Below are 18,092 nucleotides of genomic sequence, written 5' to 3' on the forward strand. Positions count from 1 at the left end.
CTACCAACGGCCAGATTCTTTATTCTGGCCGTATAAAGAATAAATACTATTTGCCACGAAGCTTTCTGGATAAAGATCTTATCGCTTCTTTGAGCCAGATGAGCTTATAGATTAATCCTTTTCCTTTGATGTTAATATGATATTTTCGCTGCAAAGCTAAAATATCATTAGCCTGGCAAATCTTCATATTTCCCTTACAGGATAAGTCAATTATTCTTAATTCACCGCCTGGCGTACGAATGAAATTTCCAGGATGGATATCATTAGATGCCAACCCGGCTTTGTGAAGGCGCAGAACGCACTGCTTCACTTCATCGGCATTCTTATGGTTAATTTCTTTTAAAGGAGTGCCTTCAACATATTCATGAATAATATAAACATCATGACACTGACGAAGGCGTACTTTTTCAGCGGCATAGTAGAGATCCGCTGTACAGGCGCGCATTTCCGGGGAGAGTGTGTCCAGCTTCTTGATGAGCCTGGAATAAAAGGGGCCGGAGATAAAATTCTGCATTTTTTTCTCAAATCGAGGATCAACTTCACGGTCGTTTTTGATGATAAATTTTTGTGAGTTGTACTCGACCAGTTCTACACTGCGCATGGCGTTACCACTGCTCAACGGTTTGCCACTGATTTCTTTGTTTATATACTTATTCATCAGTGACTTAAGGTCTGTTTTGGTCTCTTTGCAATAGACCGTATAACCTTTTTCATGTGTCTTACTGATGGCCATCACTTTCCTCAATATCAGTGTACATCGCGCGTTAATTTACAGGGGTATAGTATACAGGTTGTGTCCCTCAATATGTAGACGATCTGAGCTATCACAGGCCGCTGAACTCAGGCGCCGCATGGCATTTTCCCATACTGGTTGCTTTCGCTGCGCCGCTTCTGAAAATTAAATGTTCTAACCTTAATAATTCCTTAATGAAACTGTAGTAAAAGTCATCAGTGTACTGACAAACTTGGGTTATCTGATGAGAAACCGCACAAATATGTTGAGTGTTATTATTCCGTTGTATAACGCGGGTGATAGTTTTCGGGGTTGCATGGAATCTTTGATCGCACAGACATGGGCTGCGATAGAGATCATTATTGTGGATGACGGTTCAACGGATAACTCTGTTGATATTGCAAGACATTATGCTGATAACTATTCCCATGTCCGGTTGTTACATCAGGCTAACGCCGGGGCATCTGTCGCGCGTAATCGTGGTCTGGCAGTGGCCAAAGGGGATTATGTTGCATTTGTCGATGCCGATGACCTGGTTTATCCCAATATGTATGAAACCCTGATGACCATGGCGCTTCAGGATGACCTCGATCTGGCACAGTGCAATTCTGATTGGTGCATTTTCGAAACGGGGGACACCTGGCAATCAATACCGACGGACCGTCTGCGGTCTACGGGTGTATTGACCGGCCCCGACTGGTTACGTATGGCATTGGCTTCACGCCGTTGGACGCATGTGGTCTGGATGGGGGTTTATCGCAGAGATGTTATCGAGAAAAACAAGATAGCGTTTATTCCAGGGTTGCATCATCAGGATATTGTATGGACGACGGAGTTTATGTTTAACGCCAAACGTGTGCGATATACCGAGCAATCATTGTATAAATACTTCTTACACGATCAATCAGTTAGCCGTCTTAAAAGACAAGGCTTAAAAAATCTCAATTACCAACGCCACTATATTAAAATTACACGGTTATTGGATAAGTTGAATCGTGAATATGCGGGTCGAATTACTATTTATCCGGAATTTCATCAGCAAATAACCTATGAAGCATTACGCGTTTGCCACGCAGTACGCAAAGAGCCGGATGTCCATATTCGTCAACGCATGATTGCAGAGATTTTTGTCTCTGGTATGTATAAACGCATGATTACTAACGTACGCAGCGCCAAAGTTTTGTACCAGGCGCTGCTATGGTCATTCCGTCTCTGGAAATGGCGCGATAAAACATCCTCGCCTTCTCGTATTGCCCGTAAAACGCTTAATTTACGTTAGCGTTCATAGCGCTGGGTGAGGATGTATTCCCCCAGCCCTGCCATTGCAGGCGCATATACTGCACCAGCGTGCTTTGGGTGATGCTTTCACCGAGCACGCTGAAGAAGCGGCTGGCGTAAACCGGCTCTAACGGCTGCTTCGGTTTGCATAATCTCACCCCGCGGAAAGGATTACGTGGCGCATCAGGTTTACCATTCTTCGGCGGTGTAAGGTTTGGTCTGGAGGTATCTACCTGTGGTTCATTGAGCAGGCTGCTTGGGCGAACCAGCGTAATGTCCGCAGGCAGGTTATAAAGCATTTGCTGCAGGACGCGAACCGTCGAAGGGTGAGGATGCCCAATGGCAATTGCTGAACCGTTGCGGCGCGCAAGCTCAACGGCACGATTAAACTGACGGCGAATATCGGCTTCGTTTTGCGTGTCATCCAGGAATACTTTGCGTTTGATAACCTTCACGCCGGTTCCTGATGCTGCGCGCATTGCCTGACTGTTGCCGATGGTCATACTGTCCAGGAAGTAGAGATCGTAGCGTTCCAGCGCCTGCATCACCTTCTGCATGCCGAACAGGCTGGAGGTCATCGCGCTGCCCATATGGTTGTTCAGCCCGACCGCATTCGGTACTTTGCTTACCGCGTCGCGAATAATCCGCTCAATCTCTTCGCTGCTCATTTCCGGGCGCAAAGTATCTTTCTCTAACGGCTGTTTGCTCAGCGGCGCCATCGGCAGATGGATTAACACTTCATGCCCGCTGTTATGCGCTTTAATCGCCATTTCACGCGCGTGTGGGGCATTAGGCAGAACGGCAACGGAGAGGGTGGAAGGCATCGCCAGAACCTGATTTTCGGTGTGTGGACGATAGCCGAAATCATCAATAACGATGGCAAGTTTGCCAGCAAAAACAGGTGTTGCGAAGGCCAGCACGCTGGCGAGAGAGAATAATAGACGACGAAATTGAGGCAAAACTTATCTTCCCAACCACGGCTGTGGATTGACCGCCTGACCCTGGCGACGAATTTCGAAATAGAGTGCCGGCCTGCCCTGTCCGCCGCTGCTACCCACAAGTGCAATAGGCTGCCCGGCGCGAACCTGCGTACCGACGCTGACCAGCGCGCTCTGGTTATAACCGTACAGGCTCATATCGCCTTTACCGTGCTCAACGACGACCACCAGACCGTAGCCCTGCAACCAGTCCGCCAGAATGACGCGACCATCGGCAATGGCTTTAACTTCGGTGCCTTCGGATGCGCCAATAACCATCCCCTTCCAACGTAGCTCACCTTGCAACTGTTCGCCATAACGATGTAGCGTTGGACCACGAACGGGCCAGAATGCCTGGCCGCGTGGGGAACCTAAACCGCCGGTACGGGACATCAGTGATTTTTCGCTTTCGGTTGGCTTGTAGGTTGAGCCTTTCCGTGACGCATCCTTCTGTTTGTCACGTACGGCCTGCGCCTCGCGAGCTTCACGTTCCGCGCGTGCTTTGGCTGCGGCTTCGGCGCGAGCAATGCTGTTGCGCAGGCGTGATTCGTTGGCGCGCATTTCGCCCAGTTGCTGCTGACCCTGCTGAATCGATGACTCCAGACCCGAGAGCGTCTTCTTGCGTTCATTACGCGCCTGCTCCAGCTTAGCCTGCTGAGCGCGCTGTTCGTACAGCAACGTCTGCTGTTCGCTCTGCTTATCTTCCAGCTCGGCTTTTTGCGAGTCGACTTCTTCGCGGGTTTGTTTCAACTGCGCGATGGTTTCCTGCCGCGCCTGGTTCAGATAGCCGAAATAGGCCTGCAGGCGTTGCCCGCGCTGGCTCTCTTCCCCGCTCAGAATGAGCTGAATACCGGTGTGTTCGCCCTGGCGAAACGCTGCGTCAAGTTGGGCTGCCAGGCTACGCTCTTGCGCAGCTCGCTGTTTTTCCAGCTTCGCGAGGGCGGCATTCATCTCTGTAATTTGCGCATTCAGCTGCGCCAGCGAGTTTTGCGTTTCGCGTAGTTGCCTGGCGGCAACGGCGATGGCCTGTTCCTGAGCTTTAAGTTGAGCGAGGAGAGTGGAGCGTTGTTGTTGTTGTTGGCGTACCGCGCGTTCTTTTGCCGCGATATCAGCCTGAATAGATTTGAGCTGATCGCGCTCGTCCGCGTGGGCGGAAAAGGCGCACAGCAATACGCCAGCGCTAAGCGCGCTGGCGTAGAACAAGGGCCTGACTGAAAGCTTTTGCAGTTTCACGGCCCAAGTGATGGTATTAATCGCCTTTCCCCTCATGGGGAGGGATTATTCCACGATGAACAGCGGCTTACCAGTCATCTCTTGCGGGATTTCCATACCCATCAGCGTCAGCATCGTCGGGGCGATATCAGAAAGTTTGCCGCCTTCAACTGCTTTGACGTTTTTACCACCGACATAAATCAGCGGAACGGGCAGGTTGGTGTGTGCTGTATGCGCCTGACCGGTGGACGGATCGCGCATTTGCTCTGCGTTACCGTGGTCCGCGGTGATCAGCAGTTGGCCGCCAACGGATTCAACCGCTTTAGTCACCTGCTCAACGCAGTGATCCAGCGCTTCAACCGCTTTAACCGCAGCTTCCATCACCCCGGTGTGACCAACCATGTCGCCGTTCGGGTAGTTACAAATGATGGTGTCGTATTTTCCGCTCTGAATCGCAGCAACCAGCTTCTCGGTCAGCTCAGCAGAGCTCATTTCCGGCTGCAGATCGTAGGTCGCGACTTTCGGCGAATTGATCAGGATGCGATCTTCGCCTTTGAACGGCTCTTCTACGCCGCCGTTAAAGAAGAAAGTCACGTGGGCATATTTTTCAGTTTCGGAAATACGCAGCTGCGTTTTGTCATTCTTCGCCATCCACTCGCCAAGGGTGTTGGCCAGAGACGCTGGTGGGTAAGCAACAGCAGTTTTGATATCGGCTGCGTATTCGGTCAGCATCACAAAGTTGAGGTTAACGACTTTCTTACGGGTGAAGCCGTCGAAGTCAGCGTTAACAAACGCACGGGTGATTTCACGCGCACGGTCAGCACGGAAGTTCATGAAAATCAGCGTATCGCCGTCTTCCATGGCGGCTTCAGCCTGGCCTTCAGCACGGATCACGGTCGCTTTCACGAATTCGTCGTTTTCGTCGCGGGCATAAGCAGCCTGCAGGCCTTCAACAGCCGTAGCGAACTGGAACTCGCCTTTTGCCAGCGTCATCAGGTCATAAGCCTGTTCAACGCGATCCCAACGGTTGTCGCGGTCCATGGCGTAGTAACGACCGATGATGGACGCTACGCGGCCTTTGCCCAGCGCGGCAAATTTCTCTTCGAATTTCTGCAGCGAATGTTCAGCGCTGCGCGGCGGGGTATCACGGCCATCAAGGAAAGCGTGCAGATAGATTTTCTCAGCACCGCGTTCAGCTGCCATTTCTACCATCGCCATGATGTGATCTTCGTGGCTGTGAACGCCGCCAGCAGAGAGCAGGCCCATGATGTGAACCGCTTTGCCGCTATTTTTTGCCTGGTCGACCGCATCGGTCAGCACTGGGTTAGCGAAGAAAGTCCGTTCTTTAATTTCAACATCCAGACGGGTCAGGTCCTGATACACGATGCGGCCCGCGCCCAGGTTGACGTGACCCACTTCGGAGTTGCCCATCTGGCGATCGGGCAGGCCGACTTCCAGGCCAGAGGCATCAATCAGGGTATGCGGACGTTTTGCCCACAGAGCATCCATTACCGGGGTTTTGGCATTAAAGATGGCGTTATCCTGGCTGTCTTCACGATAGCCATAGCCATCCAGAATCACCAGTACCATAGGTTTTTTAGAAACCGACATTGCGACAACCTCACACTCAATAGACAAAAATAATTGCGTAATTTTACTACAGCTGAATCGATAAAATAGCCCCAGAAGATCAAATAATCGACCAGAGCGTGTCGCAGAGGGCGCGGATTTACGTTTTTTTTTCCGTAGCGCCCCGCAAAAATGCAATCCAATGCACGCTCTGGCTGTATTTGCGCCAACGCGCAGGTATACTCCTTTCCTGGTTTTTTAATCACTAAGTCGGGAGTTGTTACCCCCCATGCAAGAAATTATGCAATTTGTTAGTCGCCACCCTGTATTGAGTATCGCCTGGATTGCGTTACTGGCGGCTGTATTATTTACCACGTTTAAGAGCCTGACTTCGAAAGTGAAGGTAATTACGCGCGGAGAAGCCACTCGTCTTATCAACAAAGAAGATGCGGTGATTGTGGATTTACGTCAGCGCGACGACTTCCGCAAAGGCCATATCGCGGGCTCCACTAACCTGCTGCCGAGCGAAATCAAAGCCAACAATTTTGGCGAGCTGGAAAAACACAAAAACAAACCTGTTATTGTGGTTGATGGCTCTGGTATGCAGTGCCAGGATTCAGCAACTGCGCTGATTAAAGCCGGTTTTGAGCAGGTATCTGTACTGAAAGACGGCGTAGCGGGCTGGAGTGGCGAGAATCTGCCACTGGTTCGCGGCAAGTAATTTACCCGTCTTCTTTCATGCCGCAGGGTAAAAGAACACTGGAGATAAGTCATGGCCAATATTGAGATCTATACCAAAGCGACCTGCCCGTTTTGCCATCGCGCAAAGGCGCTGTTGAACAGCAAGGGTGTGAGTTTCCAGGAACTTCCGATTGACGGCGATGCCGTGAAGCGTGAAGAGATGATCAAGCGCAGTGGCCGTACAACGGTTCCGCAGATTTTTATTGATGCACAGCACATTGGTGGTTGTGACGACTTGTATGCGTTGGATGCACGTGGTGGACTGGATCCACTGCTGCGTTAAGGCGTACCGAAGTATTTAAAGGACAACACTAAAGGGTTTTCTCAACATGTCAGAACAAAATAACACTGAAATGGCTTTCCAGATCCAACGTATTTATACCAAGGATGTGTCTTTCGAAGCGCCAAATGCACCACATGTTTTCCAGAAAGATTGGCAGCCAGAGGTTAAACTGGATCTTGATACCGCATCTACCCAACTGGCAGATGATGTGTATGAAGTAGTGCTGCGTGTCACCGTAACGGCTTCTCTGGGTGAAGAAACTGCGTTCCTGTGTGAAGTTCAGCAGGGCGGTATTTTCTCCATCAGTGGTATTGAAGGGACTCAGATGGCGCATTGCCTTGGTGCATACTGCCCGAACATTCTGTTCCCGTATGCCCGCGAATGCATCACCAGCCTGGTTTCACGCGGTACATTCCCGCAACTGAACCTTGCGCCGGTCAACTTTGATGCGCTGTTCATGAACTATTTACAGCAGCAGGCTGGCGAAGGTACTGAAGAACATCAGGATGCCTGATGAACCAAAGTAATGCTTCAATGACTGTGATTGGTGCCGGCTCGTACGGCACCGCTCTTGCCATCACCCTGGCAAGAAATGGCCATCAGGTTGTCCTGTGGGGCCATGATCCGAAACATATCGCGACCCTCGAGCACGATCGCTGCAACGTCGCGTTCCTCCCTGATGTGCCTTTTCCCGAAACGCTGCGCCTGGAAAGTGATTTAGCCACTGCGCTGGCCGCCAGTCGTAATATTCTGGTGGTGGTGCCGAGCCACGTCTTTGGCGAAGTGCTGCGCAACATCAAACCGCTGATGCGTCCTGACGCTCGTCTGGTCTGGGCGACAAAGGGTCTGGAAGCGGAAACAGGACGCCTGCTGCAGGACGTCGCGCGTGAAGCGCTGGGGAATTCTATTCCACTGGCGGTTATCTCCGGTCCGACGTTCGCCAAAGAGCTGGCGGCGGGCATGCCGACGGCGATTTCTCTGGCCTCGACGGACGACACCTTTGCTGACGATCTCCAGCAGTTGCTGCACTGTGGCAAGAGCTTCCGCGTTTACAGCAATCCGGATTTCATTGGCGTGCAGCTTGGCGGCGCGGTGAAAAACGTCATTGCGATTGGCGCGGGGATGTCTGACGGCATCGGTTTCGGCGCGAATGCGCGAACCGCATTGATCACCCGTGGACTGACCGAAATGTCTCGCCTTGGCGCGGCGTTGGGTGCCGATCCTGCCACCTTTATGGGGATGGCGGGTTTAGGCGATCTGGTGCTGACCTGTACCGACAACCAGTCGCGTAACCGTCGTTTTGGCATGATGCTCGGCCAGGGGATGGACGTGCAGGGGGCGCAGGACAAGATTGGTCAGGTGGTTGAAGGCTACCGCAATACGAAAGAAGTTCGTGAATTGGCGCACCGTTTTGGTGTTGAGATGCCAATAACCGAGGAAATTTATCAAGTATTGTATTGCGGAAAAAACGCGCGCGAGGCAGCATTGACGTTATTAGGCCGTGCACGCAGGGACGAGCTGAGTCGCCACTAGCTGTAAGGAACCGTTGAATATAACGACCCGACCCGCGAAGAACGGGTCGGTCGTTTTGCTACCTTCTGGAGTACGCAATGCCGTGTGAAGAACTGGATATCGTCTGGAAAAACATTAAAGCGGAAGCCCGGGCACTGGCGGAATGTGAGCCAATGCTGGCCAGTTTTTATCACGCAACGCTGCTCAAGCATGAAAACCTCGGTAGTGCGCTGAGCTATATGCTGGCGAATAAACTCGCTTCCCCGATCATGCCCGCCATTGCCATTCGCGAAGTCGTGGAAGAGGCCTACGCGGCCGATCCTGAAATGATTGCCTCAGCGGCCTGTGATATTCAGGCGGTACGCACGCGTGATCCGGCTGTCGATAAATATTCCACCCCACTTCTGTATCTGAAGGGCTTTCATGCGCTTCAGGCCTACCGTATCGGTCACTGGCTGTGGCATCAGGGACGTCAGGCGCTGGCGATCTTCCTGCAAAATCAGGTGTCCGTTAGCTTCCAGGTAGACATTCACCCGGCGGCAAAAATTGGCCGTGGGATTATGCTCGATCACGCCACAGGTATTGTGGTCGGTGAAACTGCCGTGATTGAAAACGACGTCTCTATTTTGCAATCCGTCACGCTGGGCGGGACCGGTAAAGCCGGCGGTGACCGCCATCCGAAAATTCGTGAAGGCGTGATGATTGGCGCGGGAGCAAAAATTCTCGGTAACATTGAAGTCGGGCGCGGCGCGAAGATTGGCGCAGGTTCCGTCGTTTTACAGCCGGTACCCCCGCATACCACTGCAGCAGGCGTTCCGGCTCGCATCGTCGGTAAGCCTGACAGCGATAAGCCGTCCATGGATATGGATCAGCATTTCAACGGGATACATCATACTTTTGAGTATGGAGATGGTATCTGATTTCGAGCTATCTTACTTGGCAGATTGAACCTGGGCTGCGTGTACGCTCCGGTGACTGCGCGCAGTCCGTGTTCAATCTGTCTGCGCCGATAACGCTCGAAATGAATTCCATCAAATTAATGTAGGTCGGATCAGGCGCTAGCCGCCATCCAACAATCATCAGCTACGCAGTACCGCGCCCGGATACCCTAGCTGGCGCCAGGCCTCATACACCACCACTGACACCGCATTTGACAGGTTCATGCTGCGACTGTCTGGCATCATCGGAATACGAATTTTTTGTTCGGCCGGCAGCGCGTCAAGGATGCTGGCTGGCAGACCGCGTGTTTCCGGACCAAACATCAGATAATCCCCGTCCTGATAGCATACCGCGCTATGCGCTGGCGTACCTTTGGTGGTCAGAGCAAACAGGCGCTGCGGATGTTCTGCGGCGACGAAGGCGGCGTAATCAGAGTGGCGCAGCACGGCGGTAAATTCATGGTAATCCAGCCCCGCGCGACGCAGGCGCTTGTCGTCCCAGGTAAAGCCCATTGGCTCTATAATATGCAGACGAAAGCCGGTGTTGGCGCAAAGACGGATAATATTGCCGGTATTTGGCGGGATTTCTGGTTCGAATAAAACGATGTTAAGCATACTGCCCCCTTGATAACGTGGGGCAGAATAGCAGAAAGAGCGGGTACTATGCGACGGTCAGCGTCTGCGGTTTATAGCGTTGCAGCTTGTAAATTGTCGCGGCAGCAGCGACCAGGGCCGGAAGGCTGAGGAACATTAAGATACTGTCTGCCTGCCATTGCAGGGAAAGCAGTTGGGCGCTCATCATCGTACCGGCTACGCCGCCGAAGCGGCCCACGCCCTGCATCCAGGCAATGCCCGTCGCACGGCAGTGGGTTGGATAAAACGTGGCGGCCAGCGTCTGCAGCCCGGACTGCGCGCCGTTCATGGTAATCCCCATCAGGAAGATCAGTGCGCCGAACAAGATGATGTGGTTATGTTCAAACCCGAGAGCGAGGGCAAACAGCATCGTCAGAATAAAGCCAAGTGACACCACTTTATGGGCTTCCCAGCGGTCCATTAACCAACCGGCCAGCAGGATCCCCGCCGTACCGCCAAAGGTAAACAGCGATGTCAGCCAGGCGGATTCGGCCAGCGGATAGCCCATTCCCAGCATCAGCGTTGGCATCCAGCTCAGCAGCACGTAATAGATAACCAGCCCCATAAAGTAGGTCATCCAGAGCATCAGCGTACCCGGCAGCCAGGGCATACTAAATAACTGTGCCACGCTGCTTTTTTTGACCGTGATACGGTCTTCATCCAGATAAAACTGGGTAACCTGTTCCAGACTTCCCGACATAAAGCGTTGAGCAATGCGTTTAATCTGTGCAACCCCTTTACCGCGGTGAACCAGATACTTAACCGACTCTGGCAGGAACAGCACCAACAGTGCGGTGAGGACCAGCGGGGCGATCGCACCAGCAAGCAGAACACTGTGCCAGCCGTAGTTGGGGATCAGCCAGGAGGAGATCACGCCGCCGCCCGCCGCCCCTAACGGAAAGCCACAGTACATGGTGTTAATCGCCATTGAACGACAGCGTTTCGGGGCGAATTCTGACACCAGGGTGATGGCATTGGGCATTGCCGCGCCAAGCCCAAGACCGGTGAGAAAGCGCCAAAACGTGAGCATATTCAGCGTCTGGGCATAGGCGGTTCCCAGACTGGCGAGGCCAAAGAACAGACAGGAAAAGACCAGGACGCGCTTACGACCCATACGATCAGAAATCGGTCCGGCCAGCAGGGCACCAAATGAGAGGCCCAATAGCGCGGCGCTTAACACCGGTCCAAGATCTTGTTTCTTGATGCTCCAGTCGGCTGAAAGCGTGGGGGCAATATAGCCCATCGCCGCCGTATCGAAGCCGTCAATGGCTAAAACCAGAAAACCCAGGACAATAATGACCCAGTGGAAACGCGAAAAAGCACTGTCATCTATCGCCTGCTGGATATTCACTTTTCCGGAATAAGCCATGTCACCCTCGCCCGTTATGATGGTTGTTATATGTATAAAATGCTGTTGTATTAGCTTGTCTATACATTTGGCAGGTGGATAAAAAGTTGTCAAATATATTGGTTGTAAATGTTAACCAGTCGTTATTTTTGGATAAAAAATGGTCGGGCTGAAAACAGACCGACCATTCAGAAAATGGGGTTTACGGGGATGTTGTTACGCTGCGCTACCCTGGACCAGAGGTGCCAGCGCGGCAGGCAGGCTCTTACCCAGTTCCTGTACCAGCGAATCACGGCTGATTTCGCTAATCGACTTCGCACCGGTCAGGGTCATCGCCACCTTCATCTCTTTCTCGATCAGGTTCAGCAGATTAGCCACACCGGCCTGGCCGTGGGTCGCCAGCGCGTACAGATAAGCACGCCCCAGCAGCACGCTATCCGCGCCCAGCGCTATCATGCGTACAACGTCCAGACCATTGCGGATCCCGCTATCAGCCAGAATGGTGATATCGCCTTTCACCGCATCGGCAATGGCGGGCAGCGCACGAGCTGAAGACAGCACGCCATCTAACTGACGGCCACCGTGGTTAGAGACAACGATGCCATCTGCGCCAAAGCGTACGGCGTCGCGGGCATCTTCAGGATCGAGGATCCCTTTGATCACCATCGGACCATCCCAGAATTCGCGGATCCACTCGAGGTCTTTCCAGGAAATCGACGGATCGAAGTTATTCGCCAGCCAGCCGATGTAATCTTCAAGGCCAGTGGGTTTGCCCAGATAAGTCGAAATATTGCCTAAATCATGCGGGCGACCGTTCAGACCAACGTCCCATGCCCACTGTGGATGAGTGACTGCTTGCCAGTAGCGACGCAGTGCCGCATTTGGGCCGCTCATACCGGAATGGGCATCACGGTAGCGTGCGCCAGGCGTTGGCATATCGACGGTAAAGACCAGCGTGGAGCAACCCGCCGCTTTGGCGCGCTCCAGTGCGTTACGCATAAAACCGCGATCGCGCAGAACATACAGCTGGAACCACATTGGACGCTTGATGGTCGGGGCGACTTCTTCAATCGGACATACGGACACTGTGGAAAGCGTAAACGGAATGCCTTTGGCATCAGCGGCGGCGGCGGCCTGAACCTCGCCCCGGCGTGCGTACATGCCGCACAAGCCGACAGGCGCGAGGGCTACCGGCATGGAGAGTGTTTCGTTGAACAGCTTGGTTTCCAGGCTCAGGTCGGACATATTCTTCAGTACGCGCTGGCGCAGCGCCACCTCTGACAGGTCTGCCACGTTACGGCGCAAGGTGTGCTCGGCATACGCCCCGCCGTCAATATAGTGGAACAAGAAGGGGGGCAGGATGCGCTGGGCTGCGGCGCGATAGTCGCTGGCTGCTGAAATAATCATGTGTTGTTCTCCCTGCTATTCTCACCAGGATCACCGGGCAGGCGAGTAATACGCGCCTGCCGGGCCTGATCTTCATCAAATCGTTTAATTGTGGTGTGGACAAAACTGAGGTGCGCCATCATGGCCTTACGCGCCCCGTCGGCATCCCCGGCAACAATGGCGTCCAGCACGGCCTGATGCTGCGCCGTCAGTTGAGAAAATACGGGCGGTACCAGGTACATACGTTGGCGGCTCTGTTTTACCGAAGACTGCAGGACGTCGAAGAAACCGCGCATGGTCTGCAACAGCACCACGTTGTGTGAGGCTTCCGCAATGGCGAGATGAAAACGAACGTCAGCCTGCGAGGCGAGATCCGGATCTTCGCTTTGCGTGGCCTCGAAACAGAGCCTGATTTTCTCTTTATCCGCGGCGGTGGCCCGCATGGCAGCGTGCCAGGCGGTACTGGCTTCGATGGCGTGGCGGGCCTCCAGAATATCGAAACTGTAATCAGGATCGTCCGCCAGCAGGGTTTTCAGCGGCTGAACGATGTTTTGTTCAGACCAGGCCTCATGCTGCCAGCGGATAAACGTCCCGCCGCCACGACGGCTAATCAGTACGCCTTCACTGACCAGCTTTGCTAACGCCTCGCGCAGCGAGTTACGCGATACGCCGAGCTGTACGGCCAGTTGGCGCTCAGCGGGCAACTTCATGCCCGCCTCCAGCTGTTGTTCTTCAATCAGCGCCCGCACACGAGATGCGACTTCGTCTGACAGGCGTCTGGGCATCACTATCATGGAATCATCCAGGTTAAGACATAGGCCTGCAGCGTGGTAATCACACCCACCATGCAGGTGAAAATCAGGCTGTGTTTCACGGTAAAGCGGAACAGGTCAGACTCTTTCCCCACTAATCCCACTGCCGCACAGGCGATAGCGATAGATTGCGGCGAGATCATCTTGCCGGTCACGCCGCCAGTGGTATTTGCCGCCACCATCAGAACATCCGAAACGCCGATTTGCTGAGCAGCCGTAGCCTGCAGGGCGGCAAACAGTGCGTTTGATGAGGTGTCGGACCCGGTCAAAAATACCCCCAGCCAGCCGAGGAACGGTGAGAAGAAGGTAAACGCGCTGCCGGTGTGTGCCAGGGCCAACGCCAGGGTTGATGAAAGCCCGGAGTAGTTTGAGATAAACGCGAATGCCAGCACCATTCCGATGGAGTAAATAGGTAATGCCAGATCTTTCAGCGTGCTGCCAAAAGTCTGCAGCGCTGCGGACGGCTTCATCTTCAACCAGACGATAGACAGCAGGGCGGCAAACAAAATCGCGGTACCGGTTGCGGAGAACCAGTCAAATTTATATACCGCCGCGTAGGCTGTGGCTTCGTGTACGACCGGCGGCATACGGGCAACCAGCTTATCGAGGTACGGAACCGGAATATTGACCACCCAGTGGTACATCGCGCCGCCTGGCGCAAACAGCGCTTTAAACGGCGGTACGCTCCACAGCGTGACGGTGGCGGTCAGGAACAGGAACGGAGACCAGGCGCGGACCACCTGTCCAGCGGTATAGTGGGTGCGAGCCAGCGTCTGATCGACCTGTGAAGCGCCCATATCGCCAAAGCGGAAGATGCGTACCGGCTGCCAGCGTTTCAGGAACAGCGTCAGGCAGACCAGCGAAACCAGAGACGAGATAATGTCCGGCAGTTCCGGCCCGATAAAGTTAGAGCTGAGGTACTGCGCGATAGCAAACGAGCCGCCAGCGACCATCACCGCAGGCCAGGTCTCTTTTACGCCACGCCAGCCATCCATAATCGCCATAATCCAGAACAACACGATAATGGTCAGGAACGGTAACTGACGGCCCACCATCTGACCAATCTCGAAGCTATCCAGCCCGGTAACCTGACCGGCAACCAGAATCGGAATACCCATTGCGCCAAAAGCGACCGGAGCGGTGTTTACGATCAGACACAAACCTGCCGCGTACAGAGGATTAAAGCCCAGACCAACCAGCAGTGCGGCGGTAATCGCTACCGGAGCGCCAAATCCTGCCGCCCCTTCGAGGAATGCGCCAAAGGAGAAACCGACAATCAGCATTTGCAGACGTTGGTCCGGGGTAATCGAGAGTATTGAGGAGCGGATGATGTCGAACTGCCCGGTTTTCACCGAGATTTTATAGACGAATACCGCGGCGATAATGATCCAGGCAATTGGCCACAAACCATAGAAGAAGCCGTATACCACGGAAGCCAGAGCGTGATCGACCGGCATTTTGTAAAACAGCAGGGCGACCGTCAGAGCGATCACCACCGTCCATGACGCCGCAATATAGCCTTTCAGCTTGAGCTTAATCAGGGCGAAGAAAAAGAACAGGATAGGGAGCGATGCGATCAGACTGGAAAGCCAGATGTTACCGGCCGGGTCGTAGTTCTGTTGCCAGAGATTCATTGCAGGTCTCCTGGGGGCCGCCGACATAATGGAATGAGTCTGTGCTCATCTCCTGGTCACATTATGTGTAAAAGTGGCCCTGCCAATATTGTTGTGTAGGGGTAATGACAATGAATGGTTAATCAAATGTTATTTATTGGCAACGGTATTGTACGCACATTTTAATGAAATGTGAGGTGCTGGTAGGATCTGGCTGAAATTGGTAGGGCCAATTGCTAGGGGAAGGGAAGGACCGGGCAAGCGAATGTTGCCCGGTGGGAGATCAGAACTCGCTCTTCGCGAAGCCCGTCATCTCTTTCAGGCCCATTTCACGGCCAAGCTCGGTCATCGGGTGAACGACGATCAGGCCGCGCACGCTCTTCTTCAGCTTGCCCATGTCGGCCTGTTCTTTTTTGGTGATAGCACGACGGAAAGGAAGTTTCGCCAGCTTTTGCGCTTCTTTGCTCAGCTTCTGGCCGTGGACGTCACGCAGACGCGCGATCTCGGTTTCCAGCGTTTCTTTCTCTTGCTCCAGCTCGGCATATTTGTCGGCGGCTTCAACCAGGGACAGGTCTGCCTGCTGGTGGCGGATAGCGTCCAGACGATCGCTTAGGCGTTTAATTTCGTTTTTTTCGACTTCTTTCATAGGATAGCTTCTGATAAAAATAGGATGAATATCCTATAGTATGCGCGCAGAGCGGGATTATTCACAACTAATCGAAGATAAATAATCAAATGTTGCAAGTATTATTCAGCTAATGAAAATACTACTATTTTGATTAATAAGGAATTTTAAGTGATAAGGTCGGCCGTGGTGCTTTTTATTGACGGGTTCATAGTGAAGCACGTTTTCCTCAATATAATCGCCCAACCGATCCTAAACTTAAATGAGCAACCGCGCAGGCTGAGCGCGGTTAATACATGGAGGAGGGAAGATTATGGCGAAAATAGGTGAGAACGTTTCGGCCCTTATTGATAAGACGGTCGATTTTATGGCTTCAAGCCAGGCTTTTCGCGAATATCTGAATAAAACACCACCGCGCAACGTTGTCCCTACTGAAATACCGCAGGAGAATGCGCAGCTGTATCTGCAACGTCTGGCGTATTATCGGCAGCTGTATCGACCGCAGCAGGAAGAGAAGTAAGCCTGCAGGGTCTTATTTTTGAAAGGCTTTTTTTAAGCTGATTTTAGAAATCAGCTCGGTCAGGGAAAGTACCATCGTGGAGCGTACCATCTGCTGGTAGCGCTGAATCTGCATTGCGTGCAAACCTGAGTCTGAGGTATCAAACTGCGGTGGCGGCGGGAGTGCCGTCACGCAGTGGAGTTCGCCAAACGGGCCAAGAATTTCGTCGTCGGTGAACGCGTATTCATTACCGTCATGGTTTAACTCTTCCCGCAGCGCCATCAGAAGCTCCGCATCTTCATACTCCGGCCGGCTGAGTACGCCCAGACCGTAAATTAGCTTCAGACGAACGGAAAGATCGCCCAGCGGACCGTCGCCGTCGAGCAGGGGTTCTACGGCATATTTTACCGCATAGTCGTCTTTGCGAAATACCTGAAGCACAAGGATATTCACCGCTTCGGTGAGCAGTTCTACGGCGGTGATGAGGAAGCTGCGTACGGTTTTGCCAGCATTCAGACGCTCAAGCACACGATTTTCAAAGGCCTGCGTTTGTTCCATTATTGCCTGCATATCTGACAATCTGTCATTTGGGCGCAGGCTGACCTGCGCCACATTCTCTATCATTTGGTTGCGTTATATGCGTTAACCGCCTCCGCCACCACATCACTGTTGGCATCCAGACCGGAAACCTGTGCCAGCGCGGCCTGTGGACCTTTTTCGTCAATCAGCGCGGCCAGTTCCTGGGCCTGCGGATCTTCTTCACTGCGATAGTGCATCGCTGCAGCAATACCGGTGACCAGATTCGCGTGCGGCAGGCCATACTCCAGCGTGCCCAGCAGCGGTTTAATCAGACGATCGCCCGCGCTCAGTTTACGCAGCGGCTGACGACCCACGCGCTCAACGTCATCTTTCAGATACGGGTTTTCAAAGCGACCGAGGATTTTCTGAATGTATGCCGCATGTTTTGCTGCATCAAAGCCATAGCGTTTGATCAGTACCGCGCCGCTCTCTTCCATCGCACCTTTTACCACTGCACGGATTTTCTCGTCGAGAATCGCGTCACGGATGGTCTGATGACCGGTCAATTTTCCGAGGTACGCGGTTATAGCATGCCCGGTGTTCAGCGTGAAGAGTTTACGTTCGACAAATGCCATCAGGTTATCAGTTAATTCCATTCCCGGGATGTCAGGCAGTTCGCCTTTGAACTGTGTTTTGTCGACAATCCACTCACTGAAGGTTTCGACGGTGACTTCCAGCGGATCGTTGGTCGCAGAAGCCGAAGGGGGAACAATGCGGTCCACGGCGGAATCGACGAAGCCAACATGTTCTTCAACCCAGGATTTGTCTTCATCTGCCAGCGCGTTCATAACGTGGCCTTTCAACTGGGTGGTTCCGCGCACCATGTTTTCACAGGCGATAATATTCAGCGGAGTGGCGATGCCCTGCGCCTTGCGTTTAACCAGCCCTTTGGCGATGGCCGGAGCGATACGCTCAAGCACGACCGGACCGACGGCGGTAGTGACTAAATCTACGTGGGCAATCAGGTCGACAACATCATCGCCGATGCTGCTCACGGCGTTGACGCCGGAAACGGTATCAACCTGCTCGTTTTCACCCACCACATGAACCTGATAGCTATGACGGGCATTCAGGGCATCGAGCACGACCTGGTTTACATCCGCGAACGTCAGTTGTATCCCCGCGTCCGCCAGCAGTTTGCCGATAAAGCCACGACCGATATTACCTGCGCCAAAATGTAATGCTTTCATAGTATTAACCTTCATTAATGTTTTTACCCAAGAGGGCTGGGGTGAGGCGTTTCCCTCAACCTAACCCTCTCCACAAGGGAGAGGATATCGCCTTCATATTTCGAACTGCAGATGCGTTGGCTCTCCTCGCTCACCCCAGTCACGTACTTATGTACGCTCCTGGG

19 protein-coding genes are annotated in these 18,092 nt (G+C 53.1%); 7 read left to right on the forward strand and 12 right to left on the reverse strand.

Annotation, left to right across the window (positions count from 1 at the left end):
* Positions 1 to 46: 46 nt before the first annotated feature.
* Entirely contained in the window at positions 47 to 733 is a 687-nt protein-coding gene (gene rfaY, locus OGV52_RS09575; RefSeq protein WP_016157747.1) for a lipopolysaccharide core heptose(II) kinase RfaY, read from the reverse strand.
* Between the two features lie 244 nt (positions 734 to 977).
* Between rfaY and OGV52_RS09580 the strand changes: the two genes are divergently transcribed.
* Positions 978 to 2,012: a glycosyltransferase gene (locus tag OGV52_RS09580; RefSeq protein ID WP_101700435.1), complete on the forward strand. Its 1,035-nt coding sequence runs from the start codon at positions 978 to 980 to the stop codon at positions 2,010 to 2,012.
* Here the strand turns inward: OGV52_RS09580 and OGV52_RS09585 are convergent.
* From OGV52_RS09585 to gpmM, 3 genes are read right to left on the reverse strand one after another with little or no spacing between them, the layout of a single operon-like run.
* Complete coding sequence (locus OGV52_RS09585; RefSeq protein WP_016154969.1) at positions 1,999 to 2,970, reverse strand: divergent polysaccharide deacetylase family protein; 972 nt, start codon at positions 2,968 to 2,970, stop codon at positions 1,999 to 2,001. The genes OGV52_RS09580 and OGV52_RS09585 overlap by 14 nt on opposite strands.
* 3 nt (positions 2,971 to 2,973) lie before the next feature.
* Positions 2,974 to 4,233 carry a murein hydrolase activator EnvC gene (gene envC, locus OGV52_RS09590; protein ID WP_230330234.1) on the reverse strand — a complete coding sequence of 420 codons (1,260 nt, stop codon included), beginning with the start codon at positions 4,231 to 4,233 and terminating at the stop codon, positions 2,974 to 2,976.
* Between the two features lie 33 nt (positions 4,234 to 4,266).
* Positions 4,267 to 5,811 (reverse strand): 2,3-bisphosphoglycerate-independent phosphoglycerate mutase, encoded by a 1,545-nt coding sequence (gpmM, locus tag OGV52_RS09595; RefSeq protein ID WP_047501311.1) that lies wholly within the window; start codon positions 5,809 to 5,811, stop codon positions 4,267 to 4,269.
* Positions 5,812 to 6,058: 247 nt separating this feature from the next.
* On the opposite strand from gpmM, the gene OGV52_RS09600 reads away from it, so the two are divergent.
* The 5 genes from OGV52_RS09600 (at position 6,059) to cysE (ending at position 9,225) form a co-directional block, all read left to right on the forward strand.
* Complete coding sequence (locus tag OGV52_RS09600) at positions 6,059 to 6,490, forward strand: rhodanese-like domain-containing protein (protein WP_005120473.1); 432 nt, start codon at positions 6,059 to 6,061, stop codon at positions 6,488 to 6,490.
* Positions 6,491 to 6,541: 51 nt separating this feature from the next.
* Positions 6,542 to 6,793 (forward strand): glutaredoxin 3, encoded by a 252-nt coding sequence (gene grxC / locus OGV52_RS09605; protein WP_003024152.1) that lies wholly within the window; start codon positions 6,542 to 6,544, stop codon positions 6,791 to 6,793.
* Positions 6,794 to 6,839: 46 nt separating this feature from the next.
* On the forward strand, positions 6,840 to 7,307 hold the full coding sequence (gene secB / locus OGV52_RS09610) for a protein-export chaperone SecB (RefSeq protein WP_003024155.1): 468 nt from the start codon (positions 6,840 to 6,842) through the stop codon (positions 7,305 to 7,307).
* A complete protein-coding gene (gpsA, locus tag OGV52_RS09615) occupies positions 7,307 to 8,326 on the forward strand; it encodes an NAD(P)H-dependent glycerol-3-phosphate dehydrogenase (protein WP_016154966.1) in 1,020 nt (339 codons plus the stop codon). Before secB ends, gpsA begins: the two co-directional genes overlap by 1 nt.
* A 77-nt stretch (positions 8,327 to 8,403) precedes the next feature.
* Positions 8,404 to 9,225 (forward strand): serine O-acetyltransferase, encoded by an 822-nt coding sequence (gene cysE, locus OGV52_RS09620; RefSeq protein ID WP_016154965.1) that lies wholly within the window; start codon positions 8,404 to 8,406, stop codon positions 9,223 to 9,225.
* A gap of 159 nt (positions 9,226 to 9,384) precedes the next feature.
* Here cysE and trmL read toward each other — a convergent pair whose 3' ends face one another.
* The 6 genes from trmL to OGV52_RS09650 all read right to left on the reverse strand — a co-directional run bounded on the left by trmL (position 9,385) and on the right by OGV52_RS09650 (position 15,681).
* The gene (gene trmL / locus OGV52_RS09625; RefSeq protein ID WP_049042808.1) at positions 9,385 to 9,858 is read right to left on the reverse strand and encodes a tRNA (uridine(34)/cytosine(34)/5-carboxymethylaminomethyluridine(34)-2'-O)-methyltransferase TrmL; all 474 of its coding nucleotides are present in this window, start codon (positions 9,856 to 9,858) and stop codon (positions 9,385 to 9,387) included.
* Between the two features lie 46 nt (positions 9,859 to 9,904).
* Positions 9,905 to 11,245 (reverse strand): MFS transporter, encoded by a 1,341-nt coding sequence (locus tag OGV52_RS09630; RefSeq protein ID WP_287108425.1) that lies wholly within the window; start codon positions 11,243 to 11,245, stop codon positions 9,905 to 9,907.
* A 195-nt stretch (positions 11,246 to 11,440) separates the two neighbouring features.
* Positions 11,441 to 12,631: an FMN-dependent L-lactate dehydrogenase LldD gene (gene lldD, locus OGV52_RS09635; RefSeq protein ID WP_016154962.1), complete on the reverse strand. Its 1,191-nt coding sequence runs from the start codon at positions 12,629 to 12,631 to the stop codon at positions 11,441 to 11,443.
* The gene (gene lldR, locus OGV52_RS09640) at positions 12,628 to 13,404 is read right to left on the reverse strand and encodes a transcriptional regulator LldR (RefSeq protein WP_003024170.1); all 777 of its coding nucleotides are present in this window, start codon (positions 13,402 to 13,404) and stop codon (positions 12,628 to 12,630) included. The genes lldD and lldR overlap by 4 nt, the downstream gene beginning before the upstream one ends.
* Positions 13,401 to 15,056, reverse strand: a complete 1,656-nt coding sequence (gene lldP / locus OGV52_RS09645; RefSeq protein ID WP_287108426.1) for an L-lactate permease — start codon at positions 15,054 to 15,056, stop codon at positions 13,401 to 13,403. The genes lldR and lldP overlap by 4 nt, the downstream gene beginning before the upstream one ends.
* Positions 15,057 to 15,318: 262 nt before the next feature.
* Complete coding sequence (locus tag OGV52_RS09650) at positions 15,319 to 15,681, reverse strand: YibL family ribosome-associated protein (RefSeq protein WP_016154959.1); 363 nt, start codon at positions 15,679 to 15,681, stop codon at positions 15,319 to 15,321.
* Between the two features lie 292 nt (positions 15,682 to 15,973).
* On the opposite strand from OGV52_RS09650, the gene OGV52_RS09655 reads away from it, so the two are divergent.
* The gene (locus OGV52_RS09655) at positions 15,974 to 16,180 is read left to right on the forward strand and encodes a hypothetical protein (RefSeq protein WP_016154958.1); all 207 of its coding nucleotides are present in this window, start codon (positions 15,974 to 15,976) and stop codon (positions 16,178 to 16,180) included.
* A gap of 12 nt (positions 16,181 to 16,192) precedes the next feature.
* On the opposite strand, the gene mtlR is transcribed toward OGV52_RS09655, so the two are convergent.
* Together mtlR and mtlD are read right to left on the reverse strand one after the other, a co-directional pair.
* Complete coding sequence (mtlR, locus tag OGV52_RS09660; RefSeq protein ID WP_005120486.1) at positions 16,193 to 16,783, reverse strand: mannitol operon repressor MtlR; 591 nt, start codon at positions 16,781 to 16,783, stop codon at positions 16,193 to 16,195.
* Positions 16,780 to 17,928, reverse strand: coding sequence for a mannitol-1-phosphate 5-dehydrogenase (gene mtlD / locus OGV52_RS09665; protein WP_016154957.1), 1,149 nt, complete (start codon positions 17,926 to 17,928; stop codon positions 16,780 to 16,782). Before mtlD ends, mtlR begins: the two co-directional genes overlap by 4 nt.
* Positions 17,929 to 18,092: the final 164 nt, after the last annotated feature.

It is taken from the genome of Citrobacter sp. Cb041, assembly GCF_030336655.1.
Classification (GTDB): domain Bacteria; phylum Pseudomonadota; class Gammaproteobacteria; order Enterobacterales; family Enterobacteriaceae; genus Citrobacter; species Citrobacter braakii.